We start from the raw sequence: 18,653 nt of genomic DNA on the forward strand, positions 1-18,653 counted from the left end.
AAGTCAAGCGTGCGGGCGCCGGTTGGCCTGAGCCCGTACGCTGGATGGCGTGGAATTATCGCAGAGCACCCGGGCCGTCATCGTCGGCGCCGGACCCCGGGGCACCAGCGTGCTGGAGCGGTTGCTCGCCCACACGGCCGCGGCGGGGCGCCCCGTGCGGCTGCGCATCGACGTCGTGGATCCGTACCCGGCAGGCCCAGGCCATGTCTGGCAGCCGGATCAGTCCCGGCTGTTCCTCATGAATACCCAGGCGTTCTATCCCACGCTGATTCCCCAAGACCCGTCCTTGCCGGCGCCGGTTGCCGGTACCACGTTCGACGAATGGCGGCTGAGGCAGCAGAGGGATCCGCTGCCGTCCCTCACCGATGACGAACGGGCCGAAATCGCGGTGCTGGGTTCGCGGGACTTCCCCAGCCGTGCCCTGTACGGCCGGTACCTTCGCAGCACCCTGGCGGACGTGCTCGCCAAGGCCTCAGACGGCGTCACCATCGAATTCCACGAAACGTCCGCGCTGTGGGCGCGCCCCGCCGGGGACGGAATGTTCGACGTCGGGCTGGCCACCGGGGAGACCATCAGGGCCAACTCCGTGGTGCTCGCCCTGGGGCACGTCCCGTCCCGGCTGAACCCGGAACAGCGCGACCTCCAGGATTCGGCCGCGCGGCTGGGTTTGCAGTACTTTCCGCCCGCCGCGCCCGCGGATGTGGACTGGTCCCGGATCCCGGCCGGCGAACCTGTCCTGGTCCGCGGCATGGGACTGAACTTCTTCGACACCATGGGACAGCTCACCGAAGGCCGCGGCGGAAAATTCGTCTCCACCGGCAACCGGCTCGAGTACGAACCCTCCGGCCAGGAGCCCGTGATCATCGCGGCCTCCCGGCGCGGCACCCCGTACCGCGCCAAGGCCGCCCTGGACGGCTACTACGCCCCTTCCGTCAGGCTGCGCTACCTCACCGAGGCCGCGATCGGGCGGTTGGCCAAGGCAGGAATCCGGCCCTCCTTCGACCACGACCTGTGGCCGTTGCTGCACCGCGACACCCTGTGGGCCTACTACTCCACGCTGGTGCGCTCGCAGCCGGGCGCGGTCCCGGACGCGCCGGCATTCCTTGCCGCGCTCGAGGAAGCCCTGCAGCCGCATGCGCACAGCGCCGGAAAGTGGGAGGACGGGGTGGACAGTGTCCTTGCCGTCCATGTCGGCCCGAGGCACCGCCTGGACCTGCTGGGACTGGCAGCGCCGCTGGCCGGCCGTTCGTTCGCGTCCCGGGCCGAGCACGACGCCGCCGTGGTGGAATTCCTGCTCGACGACGCGCGCCGTTCCGCGCTCGGCGAGGACGATCCGGTCAAGATGGCCATCGGCGCCCTGCACCATGGACGCGCCGTCCTCAAAACGGCAGTGGCCGACGGCGGCATCACCGACGAATCCTGGGTGGCCGGACTCCGCGGCTGGTTCGAGTCCTTCGTGGAAGGCCTGGCCAGCGGGCCGCCGGCGCTCCGTTCCGAACAGCTCGCCGCGCTGGCCCGGGCCGGGGTGGTCAGCTTCGTTGGGCCGGACCCCAAATTCGGCGTGGACCGGAAGGCGGCGCGGTTTACCGCCGCCTCACCGTGGGTTTCCGGGCCGCCCGCCACGGCGCGGACCATGGTGGAAGCGCTGGCCCCCGGCAACCGGGTGTCAGCCAACGAATCCCCGGTCCTGGAACAACTGCTGGCGGACGGGCTGGTCCGCTCCAAACTGATGATGACCGCCGAAGGCGCCCCGGTGGAGTCCACCGGACTGGACGTTGAGCCCCACCCGTACCGGCCGTTAGGGGCCAACGGGTCGGTGACGGAGGGCTTGTTCGTACTGGGACTGCAGCTGTCATCGGCACAATGGGGCACCGCCATCGCCGCCGAAGCCTTCCAGGAGGGCGGCCCCGCCTACCGCAGCGGCCAGCGCACCCTCCGCGATGCCGACGAAATCGCCGCGGCCATCCTCAACAGGGGTTAACCCAGCCAGGGCTTAAACACCGATGCGCCACCACTTCCGGCCCCCAAACCGTAGGAAGGGAACCGGAAGTGGCGGCGCATCCTGGGATCAGCCGCGCAGGCAGGCCCGGTACGCGGCCATGGCCTGTCCGTAGTTCGCCTGGCCCTTGAGGTCCGCGGGCCGGGTGGGCTTGACCGGCGGGACGCAGACCGGCTGCGACGGAGTGTCCGCCGCAACCAGGACCGCAGTCCTGACCACCGTGCCGGATTCGACGGCGGTGAGCACCAGGGTGCCCGTCCCCGCTGCAGCGCCGGCCGGCACGGCAAGGTTCACCGCGGCGGCCCCGGCGGGGACCGGGACCGTGCCCAGCTGGGTCACCGTGCCGGCGGAGTCCGTGAACGAGGCCGCCAGTGCCGTGTTCACCGGGCTGCCCAGCGACGTCAGGTCAAGCTTGGACACCGTCAGCGTAAGCGGTTCTCCGGGCTTGACCTCAGCGGCAGTGGTGTTGGTGACAGCCACCGAACGCCTGGCGAAGTCCGGGGACACCGGGCTGCTCTTCTGGAGGTACCCGATCCAGGCATCCCGGTCCACCAGCCCGGAATCGCGGGTGTTGGTGCCCGCGGTGAAGATCCGGAAGTTGTCGCCACCGGTGGCCAGGAAGCTGAAGGTTCCCACCCGGTAGGACTTCGCCGGGTCCAGCAGGTCGCCGTTCACCCGCACGGACGTGATCCGGTCACCGGCCGGGCGGGCGGCATCGTAGGTGTAGTTGACGTTCTTTGACAGGCCCAGCTGCAGGTAGGCCCGGCTGGGAACCGTGCCATCCGGGTTGGTCTGCCACTGCTGTTCGAGCAGCGTCTTGAACTGCGCACCGGTCAAGGACGTGGTCCACAGGTTGTTCACGAACGGCAGCACCGCATTGGCCTCGGCGTAGGTGATGGTGCCGTCCGGTGCGTAGTACAGCTCGTTGCGCAGGCCGCCGGGATTGACGACGCCGATCTCCGCGCCGCCAAGCTCGGCCGGCTGCAGGGAAGAGAGCAGGGAGTCGGCCACCAGGTTGCCCAGGGTGGATTCGCTGCCGCGGTCATCGCGCTTGGCACCACCGGTGGCGTCGGTGGTGAACGCCGTGGTGATGTCCTTGGTGACCGAGCCGATGGGCTGGTTGCCTACCACAGAGGCGTCCGCGAGGGCCTTCTTCACGATCGCGTCCACGGCGGCCACGCGCGGGTAGGCGGCCGCCAGCTCTGCTGCGGGGTCGGTGGTGCGCTTGACGTTTCCGGCCTTGTACCCGGTCACCTGCTTGGTGGCCGTGTCCACGGTCAGCTGGATCTGGCCCACGTTCTCACCGTAGTTGCCTGTCTGCACGATCGGCCGGGTCTTGCCCGGGACGCCCGGCACGGGGGCGTCCCAGGCGTACTCCTTGTGGGTGTGGCCCGTGAAGATCGCATCCACCTCAGGGGAGGTTTCGGTGACCAGCTTGGCGAAGGGACCCCCGGCTGCCACTTCCTGCTCCAGGGTGGCGCCCTCCACCACCCCGGAACCGGCGCCGTCGTGGTCTTCAACGATGATCACGTCCGCCAGCTTCTCCGCCGTGATCCTGGCGGCCACCCGGTTGATGGCGTCCACCGGGTCGCCGAAGTCGAGGTCGGCGATGCCGGCGGGAGTCACCAGGGCGGGGACTTCCTGGGTGACGGTGCCGATCACGGCAACCTTGATGCCGTTCAGGTCAAGCACCGTGTACTCCGGCAGGACCGGTTCGGTGGTGCCCTTCTTGTAGACGTTCGCGCCCAGGTAGGGGAACTTCGCGTTGGTGCCGCCGGCGATGACGCGGTCGCGCAGGTCCGCCCAGCCGCCGTCGAACTCGTGGTTGCCTACGGCGGACGCCTTCAGCTCCAAGGCGTTCAAGACGTCGATGGTGGGCTGGTCCTTGGCGACCGCGGACGCGAACAGCGAGGCGCCGATGTTGTCCCCGGCCGACAGGAATGCCGTGGCACCCGGAGCGGCTGCGGCGCGGAGCTTCTCGACGGTCCCGGCGACCTGCACGGTGTTGGAATCGATCCTGCCGTGGAAGTCGTTGATGTTCAGGAGGTTCAGGTCAACGGTGGCAGGGACTGCCGGGAGGTCCAGGCCCACCACAACGGGGTCGTGGTCGCTGGCGCGGAACTGGTTCGGTGCGTAGTAGTCGGTGACGTTGTTGTTGTAGCGGCTGTACTCCAGCGCCACGGATTCCACCGAGTTGATGTTCCAGATGTCCGCACCGGTGACCACCGCGTTGGCCGCCGGGGAGGCGAGGATGTGGTCCAGCGAGCCCACTAGGCCGCCGAAGAGGTACGAGTGCTTGGCCGTGCCGTCGGCATTCCTGGCCTTGTCGTCCTGGTTGACATACCCCGCGCCGGTGAGGACGTTGATCGGGTCTTCCTTGCCGTACGAGTTGAAGTCGCCGATCAGGAACACCTTGTCGGTGCCCTTGGACTTCTGCAGCTCGTTGGAGAAAGCCAGCAGGGACTGAGCCTGGGCGGTGCGGGCGAGGTTTGAATTGCCCTGGCCCTTGTCGGTGTCGTCCGGAGTGGCAGCCGAGCCCTTGGATTTGAAGTGGTTGGCGATCGCGATGAACTTCTTGTCATCAGGCGCGCCCACGGGCTTGAAGACCTGGGCCAGCGGCTTGCGGGCGCTGGCGAAGGCGACCGTGTCGTTGTGGATGATGGATTCGCCCACCGGCTCGGCGGCGGCCTTCTTGAAGATGAACGCGGTGCGGATCATGTCCTCGTCGGCCAGCGGGGGTGCGTTCGCGGGGGTGCGGACGTAGTCCCAGATGCCCGGGGTGGGGATGTTAAGGGCCTCCACGAGCTTGGCCAGGGCGTCGTCCCGGTTCTTGCCGAACTGGGCGGAGTTCTCCACCTCCATCAGGGTGACGACGTCGGCGCCGGACTTGGAGATGGCGGCGACGATTTTGTCCTGCTGGCGTTTGAAGTTCTCGGCGTTGGCGGCGCCACGGACGTTGCAGCCGCCGCTGACGGTGATGGGGTTGCCTGCGCGGTCGGTGTAGAACTTGCAGCCGGCAACCTGGTCACCGGTGGTGGGGAAGTAGTTCAGCACGTTGAAGGACGCGAGCTTCAGGTTGCCGCCCACGGCAGCGGGGGCCTCGGTGCGGGTGGCGCCGAAGCGGGCCGGCTGGACGGTGGCCTTGTTGGCCTCCGTCAGGTGGGTCAGCGGCTGGAACTTCCAGTAGTTGTTGGCGTAGCCCAGCACCACGTTGGTGGTGAAGCTGACCGGCGAGCCCACCCGGACCGGATCCGCGGTGGTGAGGTAGGGCAGCACTTCGGCCTTGGTGGTGGCGTCCTTGAGGAAGTTGGTGCTGGACCCGTCGTCGAGCTTGATGCTGCGGGCGGCGTTGTCAGCCACCACGGCGGCGTATTCCGCCGAGCCGTAGGGTGCCACGGCGGTTGGCTGTTCCAGCGCGGTGGTGCCGCCGGCCAGGCCGATCTCGCCGTACTGGTTCAGGCTGTAGTTGTCGCTGACGGTCATGGGGCCCTGGGGTGCCAGCAGCATGCCTTCCAGGGACTCGCGGAAGGCCTCGCCGGCCGGAAGCGTGAAGATGGTGGGCTTGACCTCGGGTGCGGCCTCGGACAGTTTGGTGAGGCCGGCAGCCGCCGTGACGTTCAGTTGGGTCATTCCGTAGTACTCGGCAACCGTGCCCGTGACCTGGACGTAGTCTCCGGCCTGGACCGAGCCCACCGTTGAAGGCGAGTAGACGAAGATGCCGTCGGAGGCGGAGTGGTTGGTGGCACTCAGGTCACCGCCCGTGCCGGGGGTCTGGATGTAGTAGCCGTTCAGTCCGCCCGTGGGAAAGGCCGCGGTGACCTTGCCTTTGGTGGTGACGGCGGCTCCGGCCAGCGGGCTTTCGGCACCGGTGCCTTGGATCTCGGCGATAGTGCGGTTCACCGGGTCCGGGACCGGTGTGGGATCCGGCGCGGTACCGCCGGAGGACGTCGGGGTGATGGCGGCGCTGAGCGTGAAGTCAGCGGCATTGCTGTTGCTGTCCGCGCCGCCGGTCCGGTTTAGGCTCTTCACGTCGGCGTTGGAAGCGGGTGCCGCGGCGGCCTTGGTCTCAAACGTGTTGGAGCTGCCGTAGCCCAGGAGGTCGGCCACGCCCGCGGGCTCCACCACAGACCCGGTGGAAAGTCCGACGGCGGTGGGCTGCTTGGCGAGCACAATGGTGCCTCCGCTGCCGCCGAAGTTGAGCGCCCCGGCCACGAGGTCCGGGGCGGGCAGGTCGGCGCCATTGGTGCCGTTGCTCCCGCCCTGCACCAGGTAGTAGCCCTTGGCGGGAATGGACCCCGACAATGCGGCGACTCCGCTGGGGCCGGCCGTTCCGGTGGCGGAGCGGTACTGTACCGACCAGCCGTCCAAGGACACGGGCGCGTCCGAGTTGTTGTACAGTTCCACGAATTTGTTCTTGTACGCGGCGCCGCTGCTGCCGCCGCTCAGGTAGGCCTCGTTGATGACAACGGGGGATGTGCCGGCCGAGGCGGAAACCTCCGCGGCCGCCGGAACAGCAGTCAGCGGGGCTGCGATGAGCCCCGCTGACAATGCTGCGCCGAGCGCTAACTTCCAAGGTGTTTGATGCATCCGCTCTTACTTTCATTGAGGAGTACCGGGTGGGTGGCCCGGCGGGTGCGTCCATGCTTGATGGATCGGACTGGGCAGGATTGTGCCTGGCCTGATGGTTGTCCAGGCACATGACAACAGCACTGAATGAACGCAAGGTTGCTGGCGCGTGCATTCGGTGGGGCGTTCCCCAGCGGAGCGCCCCACCGTCCGGTCCGGGCTTTTCCCCAAGCCCGTTCCGGAGGTGCTGGTGGCGGGAGTGATGCTCGCCGACAACGCGGGGTGGTGCCGGCAGTCACAAACGATACCCGCCAGTAGCAATGCGTCCAGGTGTTTGCGGCGGCTTTATCCAAAGAATTTACGTATCGGCAACACGGCCAGGCCGGGGACCTTAAAGCAAAAAACCCCTGGCGGCCGGTGCCGGCTGCCAGGGGTTCCCTTGCGGAAGGTAAGAGATTCGAACTCTTGGTACGGGGTTACCGCACACTGGTTTTCAAGACCAGCTCCTTCGGCCGCTCGGACAACCTTCCTCAGCTAGTAGTGTTTCATAGGCACTTGCCTGCAACAAAACAGGCCGCGGGCAGGAGTCCGGTGCACACTGGTTGCAGCCAGGATTTGAATCAGGAACGGGAGAGGTCCATGAAAGCCGTCTACATTTCGGAACCGGGCGGCCCGGAAGTGCTGGAAGTCCGCGACGTGGATGCGCCGGTACCCGGGCAGGGCGAAGTGCTGATCGATGTGGTGGCTGCCGGCCTGAACCGGGCGGACGTCCAGCAGCGCCGCGGCTTCTACCCGCCGCCTCCCGGTGCCTCCGAAATCCCCGGGCTGGAAGTGTCGGGCCGGATCGCAGGTTTCGGCCCCGGCGTCAGCAAGCCGTTCTCGGTGGGGGACAAGGTGGTGGCGCTGCTGGCCGGCGGCGGATACGCCCAGCAGGTGGCGGTCCCGGCCGAACAGGTGCTGCGCGTGCCCGAGGGGGTTGACCTGGTCACGGCGGCCTCCCTGCCCGAGGTGGCGGCGACGGTATATTCCAACCTGGTCATGACAGCGCAGCTGCAGCCGGGCGAGACGGTCCTGATCCACGGCGCCACGGGCGGAATCGGCACCATGGCCATCCAGCTGGCCAAGGCGTTTGGCGCCAGGGTTGCCGCTACGGCAGGCACGGACGAGAAGGTGGGCACCGCCAAGGCGTTCCTGGGTGCGGACATTGCCATCAACTACAAAGAAGAGGACTTCCCCGAGAGCCTCCGCCGCCAAAATGACGGCAAGGGTGCCGATGTCATCCTGGACGTCGTGGGGGCCAAGTACCTTCCCCAGAATGTGGATGCCCTGGCCGATTACGGCCGGCTGGTGGTGATCGGGCTGCAGGGCGGCACCAAGGGGGAGCTGGACCTGGGGCTGCTGCTAAAGAAGCGCGCGGCCGTGGTGGCCACGGCCTTGCGGCCACGGCCCGTGGCGGAGAAGGGTGCCATCATGAGTGCCGTCCGGGACGCCGTGTGGCCGCTGATCGTGGATGGCAGGATCCGCCCGCTCGTCGCCAAGACCTTCCCGCTGGACCAGGTCAGCGCGGCCCACAGCTACTTCGACAGCGGGGACCACGTGGGCAAGGTCCTCCTGGTCATGTAGCACCTAGATACTCAGTATTGCCGTAAACGTACTCCGCCCGTTAGTGTGGTCCATACGCGGTATGCACGAGTCTTGGGGGCTCGTGCACACCGGTAGAGACCAGCCCGGGGGAGCACAATGTCCATACGCCACAGCCTCCTCGCCCTGCTGCAGGACCAGCCGCGCTACGGCTACCAGCTGCGGGTCGAGTTCGAGAACCGCACCGGGGCCACCTGGCCCTTGAACATCGGGCAGGTGTACACCACGCTGGACCGGCTCGAACGCGATGCGCTGGTGGCCAAGGACGGCGACGACGGCGAGGGCCACGTCGTGTACAGCATCACCCCAGCCGGCCAGGCCGAGGTCCGCAACTGGTTCGCCGCGCCCGTCGAGCGCAACAACCCGCCCCGCAACGAGCTCGCCATCAAGCTCGCGCTCGCCGTGACGCTGCCCGGCGTGGACGTCCAGGCCATCATCCAGGCCCAGCGCGTGGCGTCCATCAGGGCCTTGCAGGATTACACCAAGGCCCGCCGCGACACCGCGGCGAACCAGCGCGCGGCGGACACCGCCTGGCTGCTGGTGCTTGACTCGCTGATCTTCCAAACGGAAGCGGAGGTCCGCTGGCTGGACCTCTGCGAGGCCAGGATGGTCCAGCAGGCACAGGCCGCCGGGGCAGCCACTGCCCGGAAGGCATCCAACGGGGTCACGGAAGATTCCCCGCTGAACGCGGACGCCCGCCGGTGAGGGTCCAGGGGCCGCAGCAGGTCCTTGAGCTCGCGAAAGTCGGCAGGACGTTCGGTGCGGGCGCGACGGCGGTCGCCGCGCTTCGCGATGTGGACCTCACCATCAGCGCGGGGGAGTTCGTCGCCGTCATGGGCCCCTCGGGCTCCGGCAAGTCCTCCCTGCTGGCCCTGGCCGGCGGCCTGGACCGTCCGACGTCGGGCGCTGTCTTCGTGGAATCCACGCCCCTGGCGGGGCTGGGCCTGAACGAGCTGGCCCGGCTGCGCCGCCGCGCAGTGGGGTACGTGTTCCAGGACTTCAACCTGGTTCCCACGCTGACTGCCGGGGAGAATGTGGCGTTGCCCCTGGAACTGGACGGGACATCCGCCAGGAAGGCTCACCGGCAGGCAGCCGACGCGCTCCGCCAGGTGGGGATACCCGAGCTCGCCTCACGGTACATGGACCAGATGTCCGGCGGCCAGCAACAGCGCGTAGCCATTGCCCGGGCCATCGTGGGCCAACGGCGGCTGATCCTGGCCGACGAACCCACCGGGGCCCTTGACTCCACCACCGGCCAGGGGGTCATGGAGGTCCTGCGGTCCCGTGCCGACGCCGGTGCCGCCGTCATGCTTGTCACCCATGAAGCGCGGCACGCCGCCTGGGCTGACAGGGTGGTTTTCCTGAGGGATGGCCGGATCATCGACCAGGCCACCGCCATGCACGACCCCACCATGCTCCTCACCCAGGCCGGACTCTGATGCCGTTGGACCTGGCTCCGGCGCCCCATGGCCGCCGGAGCAGCCTTCGGGTTGCCTTGCGGCTGGCGCGCCGCGACATTGCCCGCCACAGGGGGCGGTCCCTGCTGATCATCCTGCTGATCATGGTGCCGGTGGCCGGTATGACCGGTGCAGCCACCCTCTACCAGAGCGCCCAACGGACGCCCGCGGAAATCGTGGACTACGAACTTGGCCGAACGCAGGCCCGGTTCAGCGCCCTGCCGGTTCCGGGCGCCGATTCGCTCCAGGACCCGCTCAACGATGCCATGGTGGCCTCCAGCACCGGCCGCTACGACCCGGACTTCAAGCCGGCCGACCCCCGCGAGCTCGTGCCCGCCGGCTACGAGGTCCTGCCGCAGCGGCTGCTGCAGCTCACCACGGGGGTGGGCCCGGCCATCGTCTCGCTGCAGGGGCGCGAAGTGGACGCACTTAATCCGGCCTTCGCCGGGAAATTCACGCTCCTGGACGGGCGGGCGCCGCGTGGAGGGGCGGAAGTCCTTGCCTCGCCCGGGCTGATGGCCCGCTTCAACCTCGCATTCGGCCAGGAAATCACGACGTCGGCAGGAACCTTCGTGCCGGTCGGCACCATTCGCGATGCCGGAGCCTCGGACGGCAACAGCTTCCTGTACCTGCAGTCCCACCAGGTGCCCTCGAATCTGGCCGCCGGACCGCAGACCCATCTGTCGGTGTCGTACTACCTGGTAGGGCCCGAGCCCGTGACATGGGATTACATCAAGGACGCCAACAGCAAAGGCGTCGCCGTGCTGTCACGCAGCGTGGTCCTGGACCCGCCGCCCCTCGAACAGCGCATCGTCCCGGGTTCGCAGCCCCACAACGACTCCTCTGCCCTGATGGCCGTCTACGCCACCTTCGGCCTGGTCGGCGCGCTCGCACTCCTGGAAGTTGGCCTGCTGGCCGGCGCCGCGTTCGCCGTGGGAGCCAAGCAGCAGGTGCGGGAGTTGGCGCTCCTGGCATCCTCCGGGGCGGAAAGCCCCACCATCCGCGCGGTGGTCACCGCAGGCGGACTGTGGCTCGGCGGCATCGCTGTTGCCGCGGGGGCCGCGGTGGGGCTGGGAGGCGCTGCCGTCGTCGTCCATCTGGTCCGACTGGCCGGATCCGTCCGGCTGGCGGGCGTGCACCCGGACGTCCCCATGACCGTGGCCGCCGCGGCCATGGGCCTGGCGGCCTGCGTCCTCGCAGCCATGGTTCCGGCCCGGCAGGTGTCACGCCAGGCGGTGCTTGGCGCGTTGAAATCGGGCCGGGCACCGGCTCCGACGACGCAGCGCTCCACTCTTGCTGGTGCCGCGACTCTGGCGGCCGCGGTGGCGCTCCTGCTGGCCGGCTGGGTGCTGGGCACCTCCACCATCGATCCCGACCAGCGGGCTACGGAGCTGCCCCTGGTGGTCACTATCCTGATCCTCGGTGCCGTGCTTGGCGTTGCCGGCCTGGTCATGGTCACCGGCTGGCTGGTCCTCCGCCTGACCTCCCGCACGCAGTGGATGACCCTGTCCCTCCGGATGGCGGCACGGGACTCGGCCAGGAACCGTGGACGGAGCGTTCCCGCCGTCGCCGCAGTACTTGCAGCCGCGGCGCTGGCCAGTGCCGCAATGGTGCTCTCAGCCAGCCAACAAGCGGGAATGCGGCAATCGCACTGGTGGGGCGGGCTGGAAAACCAGGCGTCCCTGCCCCTGGTGGTGGACCCGCCGATGGGTGCCGGCGGCAGCAGGCAGCCGCCCGTGCACGTGGACGCGTCCGCACTGTCCGCCGCCGTGGCCGGGGCCCTGGGCGCGGTGGAATGGACCCATCCCATCACCGCCCCGGAAAGCACCCGCACCTGCACGGACGGTCCGGCCGACCCCGGGCCGCCGGCCCGGACGCCCTCATCCAACTGCCTCCAGTATTCGCTGGCCCTGCCAGAGGCCAACGCGTGTCCGCGAACGCGGCAGGGGAGGCTGGCGGATCCGGGTGATTGGCGGTGCCGCGGTTCGATGGCCCTTCGGTCGCCCTACGATGGGACGGTCCTGGTGGGCGGCGAAAAGGATATTCGCGCCGTGCTCGGCCGGGACGCCACGCCGGAGGCCCTGGCCGTGCTGAACGCCGGCGGGATGGTGGTAACCAACCCGGTTTTTGTCAGTGACGGACACGTGCTGCTGCAGGCACAGGACGTGCGGACCCATGAGGCGGCGGTGCAAGGGCCAGGCACGGTCCCCGCCACGGTCAGCAGCACGCCGCTCGCCGCGGCAGTGCTCGAACCGGTGGTCCCCGTCCCCTACTACGGCGTCGTCTCACCCGAAACGGCGCAGCGGCTTAAGCTGCACCCGGAGCCAGCGGCCCTGCTGGTCCAATTGGCCGGCGCCCCGTCGGAGGCGGAAACGGACGCGGCGTCCGCCGCGGCGGCCTCGGTCTACGGGCTGCCGGGGATAACCTTCCGGGCTGAACCGGGCATCTCCCAGGGCAGCCAGTGGACCACCTGGGTCATTGTCGCCGTCAGTGCCCTCATCACCTTCAGTGCCGCGGGGATCACCACAGGCCTGTCAATGGCGGACGCCAGCACAGACCATGCCACGCTGGCCGGGGTGGGCGCCGCGCCGCGGTTGCGGAAGGCCCTGGCCGGGTCCCAGGCCCTGTTCACCGGCGGCGTCGGGGCGGTGCTGGGAACATTGGCAGGAGCCGTGCCCGCCGTCCTCCTGGCGCTCTCCACGGACCTGCGGACCGCCGTCGAGGTTCCGTGGCTGCACCTGTCCGTCCTCATGGCGGCGGTGCCGTTGACGGGGGCGGCGCTCGCGTGGGTCCTCACCCGTTCCAGGCTGCCCATGTCACGGCGCAGCCTGGGGTAGGAACCGGAGCCGGCAGCCGCCCACCGGGTTCCCCGTACCCGCTTGCCGCTCGTTCGTCGCCGGTTCGCCGCCGCTCACCGCACAGCCCCGGGGCGCGCCGCGCACCGCCGTTCCTGCCCGAGGGAGCCTTGGTAGGGTGCCGGTTAGCAGAAGCGGGAACACTCTCAAGGAGGAGACATGGCCGGAATACCGGACCAGCGGAACAACGGATCCCGGGCGGAGGGCGGGCTGGCGACGGACCCGGACCTTCCCCCGCCCGCCGTGGACCAGGCAACGCTCGAAGCCGAAGACCGGAAATGGACGCCGGCCAAGATCGCGCTCTGGGCGGCGATCGCCCTGGTGGGCGGTGTTGCCTGGTTCATGCTGGCGGTGGTCCGCGGGGAAACCGTCAACGCCATCTGGTTCGTGTTCGCCTCCGTCTGCACCTACCTGATCGGCTACCGCTTCTACTCCAAGGTGATCGAACGCTACATCACCAAGCCTGACGACCGCCGCGCCACCCCGGCCGAGTACAAGGCCGACGGCAAGGACTACGTCCGCACCGACCGCAATGTCCTCTTCGGCCACCACTTCGCCGCCATCGCCGGCGCCGGACCGCTGGTGGGCCCCGTCATCGCGGCCCAGATGGGCTACCTGCCCGGCACCATCTGGATCATCGTCGGCGTCGTCTTCGCCGGTGCCGTCCAGGACTACCTGGTGATGTTCTTCTCCATGCGCCGTGGCGGCCGGTCGCTTGGCCAGATGGCCCGCGAGGAACTCGGCGTCATCGGCGGCACCGCCGCCCTCATTGCCACCCTGCTCATCATGGTGATCATCGTGGCCATCCTGGCACTCGTCGTCGTCAATGCCCTGGGCGAAAGCCCGTGGGGCGTCTTCTCCGTGGGCATGACCATCCCCATCGCCCTGTTCATGGGCGTGTACCTGCGTTACCTCCGGCCCGGCAAGGTCATGGAGGTCTCCATCATCGGTTTCGTCCTGCTGATGGCCGCCATCATCGGCGGCGGCATGGTCGCGCACACCGAATGGGGCGCCGCGGTGTTCCACCTGGACAAGGTGACCATCGCCTGGGGCCTCATCATTTACGGCTTCATCGCCGCGATCCTGCCGGTATGGCTGCTGCTGGCGCCACGCGACTACCTCTCCACGTTCATGAAGATCGGCGTGATCGTGATGCTCGCGCTGGCCATCGTGGTGGTCCGGCCGGAAATCACCGTCCCTGCCTTCAGCGAGTTCGCCGGCCGCGAGAACGGGCCGGTCTTCTCCGGCGCGCTGTTCCCCTTCCTGTTCGTCACCATCGCCTGCGGTGCGTTGTCCGGTTTCCATGCCCTGATCTCCTCGGGCACCACCCCCAAACTGGTGGAAAAGGAACGGCAAACCCGGTACATCGGGTACGGCGGAATGCTGATGGAATCCTTCGTGGCCATCATGGCGCTCGTGGCAGCCATCTCGATCGACCGCGGCCTCTACTTCGCCATGAATGCACCCGCGGCACTGACCGGCGGCACCGTGGAAACCGCAGCGGCCTGGGTCAACAGCCTGGGCCTGAGCGGGGTGAACATCACCCCCGGGCTGCTGAGCGAAACCGCCGCCAACGTGGGCGAACAAAGCATCGTCTCCCGCACCGGCGGTGCGCCCACCCTGGCCGTGGGGCTGGCGCACATCATGCACCAGTTCGTGGGCGGGACGGCCATGATGGCCTTCTGGTACCACTTCGCCATCATGTTCGAGGCGCTCTTCATCCTCACCGCCGTGGACGCCGGCACCCGCGTGGCCCGGTTCATGCTGCAGGACTCGATCGGAAACTTCGTCCCCAAGTTCAAAGAGGCCTCGTGGCGGCCGGGTGCCTGGCTTTGCACCGCCGTCATGGTCGCAGCGTGGGGTGCCGTGCTGCTGATGGGTGTCACCGATCCGCTCGGCGGCATCAACACGCTGTTCCCGCTGTTCGGCATCGCCAACCAGCTCCTGGCGGCGATTGCCTTGGCCGTCTGCCTGGCCATCGTCGCCAAACGCGGCACCTTCAAGTACCTCTGGATTGTTGCCCTGCCGTTGGCCTTCGCCGCGGTGGTCACCATTACGGCCAGCTACCAGAAGATCTTCTCGCCCGTTCCGGCCGTGGGGTACTTCGCCAACAACGCTGCGTTCAGCAAGGCGTTGGCCGACGGCAAGACGGAGTTCGGCACGGCCAAGTCCGTGGCAGCCATGGAGGCCGTGGTCCGAAACACCGCGATCCAGGGTTGGCTGTCAGTCATTTTCGTCCTGCTGAGCATCATCGTGATCGCGACGGCGGTACTGGCTACAGCCAAGGCGTTCCGGGACCGGGCGTCCGGGACTGCCACCACGGACAACGAAGACCCCGCCGTGCCCTCCAGGGTGTTCGCCCCCGCCGGTCTGGTACCAACAGCTGCCGAGCGCGGGCTGGGCGCGGAGTGGGACAAGGTGCCCGCCGACGCCCGCCTTGGGCGGGGCGGACACTGATGAGTGCCCGAATCACGGCGGTGGCAAATGGCTTCCGCGGGTTTGCGAGGTACCTGGGCGGTGTCATGGGTGCGGATGCCTACGCCAAGTACCTGGAGCACCACAAGGCCTCCGGGCACCAGGAACCACCCTTGGGTGAGCGGGAATTCTGGCGGGACCGCACGGACCGCCAGGACAGCAACCCGCAGGGCAGGTGCTGCTGATTGAGCCCGCAGCGGACAAGGCCCCGGAGGCGTTCATGGAGTGTCCCGGGGCCCGATGGCGCATGAGAGTATGAACGCATGAGCGATCCCAATGACACTCAGGCAGCTGAGGACCTCCCGGTAGAAGGCACCCCCGTCGAGGACGACCCGTCGCCGCTCCAGGCTCCGCGGGGAACGGACGGACGGCCGCAGCGCAGCAGCCTGCACGACCTCGTTGACGAGCCGGCCAAGGTGATGCGGATCGGCACCATGATCAGGCAGCTGCTGGAAGAGGTAAAGTCCGCACCCCTGGACGACGCCGCGAGGGGCCGGCTGGCAGCCATCCACAAGCGTTCCATCAAGGAACTCGAGGACGGCCTGGCCCCCGAACTCGTGGCTGAACTGGACAGGATCAACCTGCCGTTCTCCGACAATGCCACCCCGTCGGATGCTGAACTCCGGATCGCCCAGGCCCAGCTGGTGGGCTGGCTGGAGGGCCTGTTCCATGGCATCCAGACGGCCATCGCGGCACAGAACGCTGCCCGGGAACACGCTGCGGCACAGCTGCAGCTTCGCCAACTGCCGCCGGGCACCATGATTGCGCCCGGCGTCGTCATCGGTGAAAACGGTGAGCCCCAGCGGGCGCCGGCCGGGGCACGGCCGCCGGCGCAGGGCACGCCCAACCAGCGTGAAGACCCGGACCACGGTCCCGGGCAGTACTTGTAGGCTGCGCTTGGGCTTTTTCAGCGCCGCCAGGCAGGGGCGCAAAGATGATGCCGAACTTGGCGAGGGGTTGTGGCGCCGGGCGCACGACCGCTTCCACCGGGGTTTGGACCGCTTCCACCAGGTGCTCGAAGGGGTGGAGGATGACCAGCTGTACGGCGAACTGGTAGAGATTGCCAACGAGCTCGCGGCCCTGCTGCAGCGGGTCAGGGCAGTGTGCATGGAGGCCCAGCGCCGTTCGCCCAGTGATGGCCTGGACATCCCGGCTGAACTGGCGGATGTGCACCGCGCCTTGTCCAAGGCGGGCAACTCGCTGGCCACCACCGCGGAGGCGGCAGCCATGCTTCGGCTCGCCGTGGGGCCGGTGCCGGTTGGGGCGGCGTCCGTCCGTCGCCGGGCTGAGGCGGTCCACGAGCAGGTTGACGACGCCGAACGCCGGCTCCGCGGGGAGTAGTTCCGCCCTGGGCACGAAAATATTCCCGGTCAGGCGAACGAATATTGCCGTTACGCGTCTGGCTGACAGGGCGGGAAAAAGGGCCTTGTGGGCCTGCGGCTTTGGCAGGATGAACCTATGACTCTTTCACCTACCTTGACTTTCAACGACGGAAACACGATCCCCCAGCTCGGCTACGGTGTGTGGCAGGTTGAGGACGATGTGGCTGAAAAGGTTGTCCGCCAGGCCTTCGAGGCCGGCTTCCGCCACATCGATACGGCAAAGATCTACGGCAACGAGGCAGGCGTGGGCCGCGCCATCGCCAGCTCCGGCCTCTCGCCCGAGCAGATCTTCATTACAACCAAGCTGTGGAACGCGGACCAGGGATACGAGTCGACCCTCGCCGCCTTCGAGGAGTCCATGGACCGCCTTGGCCTGGACACCCTGGACCTGTACCTCATCCACTGGATGCAGCCCAAGCAGGACAAGTACGTCGATACCTGGAAAGCGCTGATCGAGCTGCAAAAGCGCGGCCGGGTCAAGTCCATCGGTGTCTCCAACTTCACGGCGGAAGGCCTGCAGCGCCTTATCGACGAAACCGGAGTGGTTCCGGCCATCCACCAGATCGAGCTGCACCCGTACTTCAGCCAGCGTGAGCTGAGGGCATTTGGCGCCGACAAGGGCATCCTGACCCAGGCATGGTCCCCGCTGGGCCAGGGCGGCGAGCTGCTGGAGGACCCTGCCGTGGCGTCCATCGCGGCCAAGCACCAGGCCACCCCGGCGCAGGTCGTCATCGCCTGGCATCTCGCGATCGGCAACGTGGTCATCCCCAAGTCGGTGACCGAGTCCCGCATCAAGGAGAACTTCGCAGCCCTTGAGGTCTCCCTGGACGCCGACGACGTCGAGGCAATCAACGCTCTGGACCGGACTGCCCGCGGCGAGGGCCGCATCGGACCGGATCCCGCCGTTTCCGACTTCCAGTAAGCCCGCGGCTTCCACAGATCCGCGACGGCGGCCCACGGCCACACCCGGGCCGGCGGACTACCGCCACTCCAACGTCAGCCCGTGCTGCCGGCAACCGCCAGGCCGCATGGGCTGACGTCTTTAACGCAGTCGGGGTGCGGTCCCGGGGTCACCGCATTGCGTGTTCCCGCGGCCAGGCGGTCAGGCAGCGATTCTGACCTGCTCCACGGTGACGGCGTCCACCACGGCCCAGCTGTCCTCGCCCGTGCACTGCCTGCTGGCAAAACGCTCGGCTTCCACCAGGGTGTCGAAGACCTCGACGCGGGCACGGCCACAATCAGCGTCGAAGTAGGTGACGTGAAATTCCTGTACGGCTTGGTTCTCCATGAATCCAGTGTGCAACCGGGGTCTGACATTCTTTGGAATCCGGCCCGCGTGTTGCCATCCGGCCCGGAACCGGGGGAGCGTCCGGGCCTGGGCGCCGGCGGCCATCACGGTTTTTGGGACGCTGCGGCTGCTGGTTCAAGGTCGGCCAGCGTCAGCGGGTGCGCAGGATACGCCGGGAACGGGAAAGTGGAGGTTACCGCCAGCGATGGGCCCACATGGACCAGCTCTCCGGGCCCCATGGCACGCCAGCGCGGATTGTGGTCCATTGGTTCGGTGGCGAAGACGACGTGCGGAGACACTGACAGATCCGTGCTTCGGGAATGGATCCGCCGGCTTCGGGCATCCAGCGGCGCAGCCGGGGCCGGTTCGGTGGCCGGGTTCCGCTCCAGGACGTACAACTCGTGGCTGGCCGGGTACCGGAGCGCCCAGAGGTCGGTGGCAGTCGTGAGGATGAGGTTCAGGCTGTAGACCGGCAACTCCGCCGCGACCCACTCGACGGCCCGGACGATGCTTTGTCCGATGTCGCCGCCTGACGTGCGGGCATGGGCCGTGATGAGGGCGAACAGCCGCTCACTGTCCGTCTGGCCCTGCACCAAGTCCGCAAGACCCAGGTCGGCGAGATGGCGGTCAAGGCGGTCGAGGCCGGTGAAGGCGCCGTTGTGGGCGAAGAGCCGCCCATCCTGCATGAACGGGTGCGTGTTGGCCACGGTGCGTGCACCGGTGCTCGCGTACCTGACATGGGCCAGGAAGGTCGTGCTCCGCAGCTCGCGTGCTTCGCGGGCAAACGCATGGTCTTCCCAGGCCGCCAGCGGCCGTTTGCTCAGCCTGGCCCGGCCACCCGCGTCGAAGGTCCCGATGCCTGCGCCATCGGGCTCGCGCCGGCTTTGCTCGGTGAGGCTGTCCGGGGCGTCCAACAGCCAAAATGTCGCCCGGACGGTCCGCGGACCGGCGTGCAGCCCAAACAATCGGCACATGGCGCGTCCTCCCGGG

The 18,653-nt window shown here is 68.2% G+C and carries 13 protein-coding genes and 1 tRNA gene; 10 read left to right on the top strand and 4 right to left on the bottom strand.

The window, feature by feature from the left end:
- Nucleotides 1-49 precede the first annotated feature (49 nt).
- Nucleotides 50-1,981: an FAD/NAD(P)-binding protein gene (locus tag QRM95_RS08915; protein ID WP_285247428.1), complete on the top strand. Its 1,932-nt coding sequence runs from the start codon at nucleotides 50-52 to the stop codon at nucleotides 1,979-1,981.
- 87 nt (nucleotides 1,982-2,068) lie between these two features.
- Here the strand turns inward: QRM95_RS08915 and QRM95_RS08920 are convergent, their stop codons facing one another.
- Entirely contained in the window at nucleotides 2,069-6,586 is a 4,518-nt protein-coding gene (locus QRM95_RS08920) for an ExeM/NucH family extracellular endonuclease (protein WP_285247429.1), read from the bottom strand.
- Nucleotides 6,587-7,007: 421 nt separating this feature from the next.
- Nucleotides 7,008-7,095: transfer RNA gene (locus tag QRM95_RS08925), tRNA-Ser, on the bottom strand.
- A gap of 109 nt (nucleotides 7,096-7,204) precedes the next feature.
- Here QRM95_RS08925 and QRM95_RS08930 point away from each other — a divergent pair.
- The 9 genes from QRM95_RS08930 (at nucleotide 7,205) to QRM95_RS08970 (ending at nucleotide 17,297) form a co-directional block, all read left to right on the top strand.
- Nucleotides 7,205-8,188, top strand: coding sequence for an NAD(P)H-quinone oxidoreductase (locus tag QRM95_RS08930; protein WP_285247430.1), 984 nt, complete (start codon nucleotides 7,205-7,207; stop codon nucleotides 8,186-8,188).
- Nucleotides 8,189-8,305: 117 nt separating this feature from the next.
- Nucleotides 8,306-8,911, top strand: a complete 606-nt coding sequence (locus tag QRM95_RS08935; RefSeq protein ID WP_285247431.1) for a PadR family transcriptional regulator — start codon at nucleotides 8,306-8,308, stop codon at nucleotides 8,909-8,911.
- The gene (locus tag QRM95_RS08940; protein WP_285247432.1) at nucleotides 8,908-9,645 is read left to right on the top strand and encodes an ABC transporter ATP-binding protein; all 738 of its coding nucleotides are present in this window, start codon (nucleotides 8,908-8,910) and stop codon (nucleotides 9,643-9,645) included. The genes QRM95_RS08935 and QRM95_RS08940 overlap by 4 nt, the downstream gene beginning before the upstream one ends.
- The gene (locus tag QRM95_RS08945; protein ID WP_285247433.1) at nucleotides 9,645-12,500 is read left to right on the top strand and encodes an FtsX-like permease family protein; all 2,856 of its coding nucleotides are present in this window, start codon (nucleotides 9,645-9,647) and stop codon (nucleotides 12,498-12,500) included. The genes QRM95_RS08940 and QRM95_RS08945 overlap by 1 nt, the downstream gene beginning before the upstream one ends.
- A 177-nt stretch (nucleotides 12,501-12,677) precedes the next feature.
- Nucleotides 12,678-14,975 carry a carbon starvation CstA family protein gene (locus tag QRM95_RS08950; protein ID WP_285247434.1) on the top strand — a complete coding sequence of 766 codons (2,298 nt, stop codon included), beginning with the start codon at nucleotides 12,678-12,680 and terminating at the stop codon, nucleotides 14,973-14,975.
- Nucleotides 14,975-15,178 carry a YbdD/YjiX family protein gene (locus QRM95_RS08955; protein ID WP_285247435.1) on the top strand — a complete coding sequence of 68 codons (204 nt, stop codon included), beginning with the start codon at nucleotides 14,975-14,977 and terminating at the stop codon, nucleotides 15,176-15,178. Before QRM95_RS08950 ends, QRM95_RS08955 begins: the two co-directional genes overlap by 1 nt.
- Nucleotides 15,179-15,256: 78 nt before the next feature.
- Nucleotides 15,257-15,883 (top strand): bacterial proteasome activator family protein, encoded by a 627-nt coding sequence (locus QRM95_RS08960; RefSeq protein WP_285247436.1) that lies wholly within the window; start codon nucleotides 15,257-15,259, stop codon nucleotides 15,881-15,883.
- Between the two features lie 7 nt (nucleotides 15,884-15,890).
- Nucleotides 15,891-16,334, top strand: a complete 444-nt coding sequence (locus tag QRM95_RS08965) for a hypothetical protein (RefSeq protein ID WP_285247437.1) — start codon at nucleotides 15,891-15,893, stop codon at nucleotides 16,332-16,334.
- Between the two features lie 117 nt (nucleotides 16,335-16,451).
- Nucleotides 16,452-17,297 carry an aldo/keto reductase gene (locus QRM95_RS08970; protein WP_285247438.1) on the top strand — a complete coding sequence of 282 codons (846 nt, stop codon included), beginning with the start codon at nucleotides 16,452-16,454 and terminating at the stop codon, nucleotides 17,295-17,297.
- A 180-nt stretch (nucleotides 17,298-17,477) separates the two neighbouring features.
- On the opposite strand, the gene QRM95_RS08975 is transcribed toward QRM95_RS08970, so the two are convergent.
- Complete coding sequence (locus tag QRM95_RS08975; protein WP_285247439.1) at nucleotides 17,478-17,663, bottom strand: hypothetical protein; 186 nt, start codon at nucleotides 17,661-17,663, stop codon at nucleotides 17,478-17,480.
- Nucleotides 17,664-17,767: 104 nt separating this feature from the next.
- The gene (locus tag QRM95_RS08980; RefSeq protein ID WP_285247440.1) at nucleotides 17,768-18,637 is read right to left on the bottom strand and encodes a class II glutamine amidotransferase; all 870 of its coding nucleotides are present in this window, start codon (nucleotides 18,635-18,637) and stop codon (nucleotides 17,768-17,770) included.
- Nucleotides 18,638-18,653: the final 16 nt, after the last annotated feature.

The organism is Pseudarthrobacter sp. efr-133-R2A-89, assembly GCF_030209315.1.
In the GTDB taxonomy this organism is placed as follows: domain Bacteria; phylum Actinomycetota; class Actinomycetes; order Actinomycetales; family Micrococcaceae; genus Arthrobacter.

Bases quoted from the DNA above. Each gene is read 5' to 3' on its own strand.
- QRM95_RS08920 (WP_285247429.1), bottom strand. From the start codon at position 6,586: ATGCATCAAACACCTTGGAAGTTAGCGCTCGGCGCAGCATTGTCAGCG.
- QRM95_RS08930 (WP_285247430.1), top strand. From the start codon at position 7,205: ATGAAAGCCGTCTACATTTCGGAACCGGGCGGCCCGGAAGTGCTGGAA.
- QRM95_RS08935 (WP_285247431.1), top strand. From the start codon at position 8,306: ATGTCCATACGCCACAGCCTCCTCGCCCTGCTGCAGGACCAGCCGCGC.
- QRM95_RS08945 (WP_285247433.1), top strand. From the start codon at position 9,645: ATGCCGTTGGACCTGGCTCCGGCGCCCCATGGCCGCCGGAGCAGCCTT.
- QRM95_RS08950 (WP_285247434.1), top strand. From the start codon at position 12,678: ATGGCCGGAATACCGGACCAGCGGAACAACGGATCCCGGGCGGAGGGC.
- QRM95_RS08955 (WP_285247435.1), top strand. From the start codon at position 14,975: ATGAGTGCCCGAATCACGGCGGTGGCAAATGGCTTCCGCGGGTTTGCG.
- QRM95_RS08960 (WP_285247436.1), top strand. From the start codon at position 15,257: ATGAGCGATCCCAATGACACTCAGGCAGCTGAGGACCTCCCGGTAGAA.
- QRM95_RS08970 (WP_285247438.1), top strand. From the start codon at position 16,452: ATGACTCTTTCACCTACCTTGACTTTCAACGACGGAAACACGATCCCC.
- QRM95_RS08975 (WP_285247439.1), bottom strand. From the start codon at position 17,663: ATGGAGAACCAAGCCGTACAGGAATTTCACGTCACCTACTTCGACGCT.
- QRM95_RS08980 (WP_285247440.1), bottom strand. From the start codon at position 18,637: ATGTGCCGATTGTTTGGGCTGCACGCCGGTCCGCGGACCGTCCGGGCG.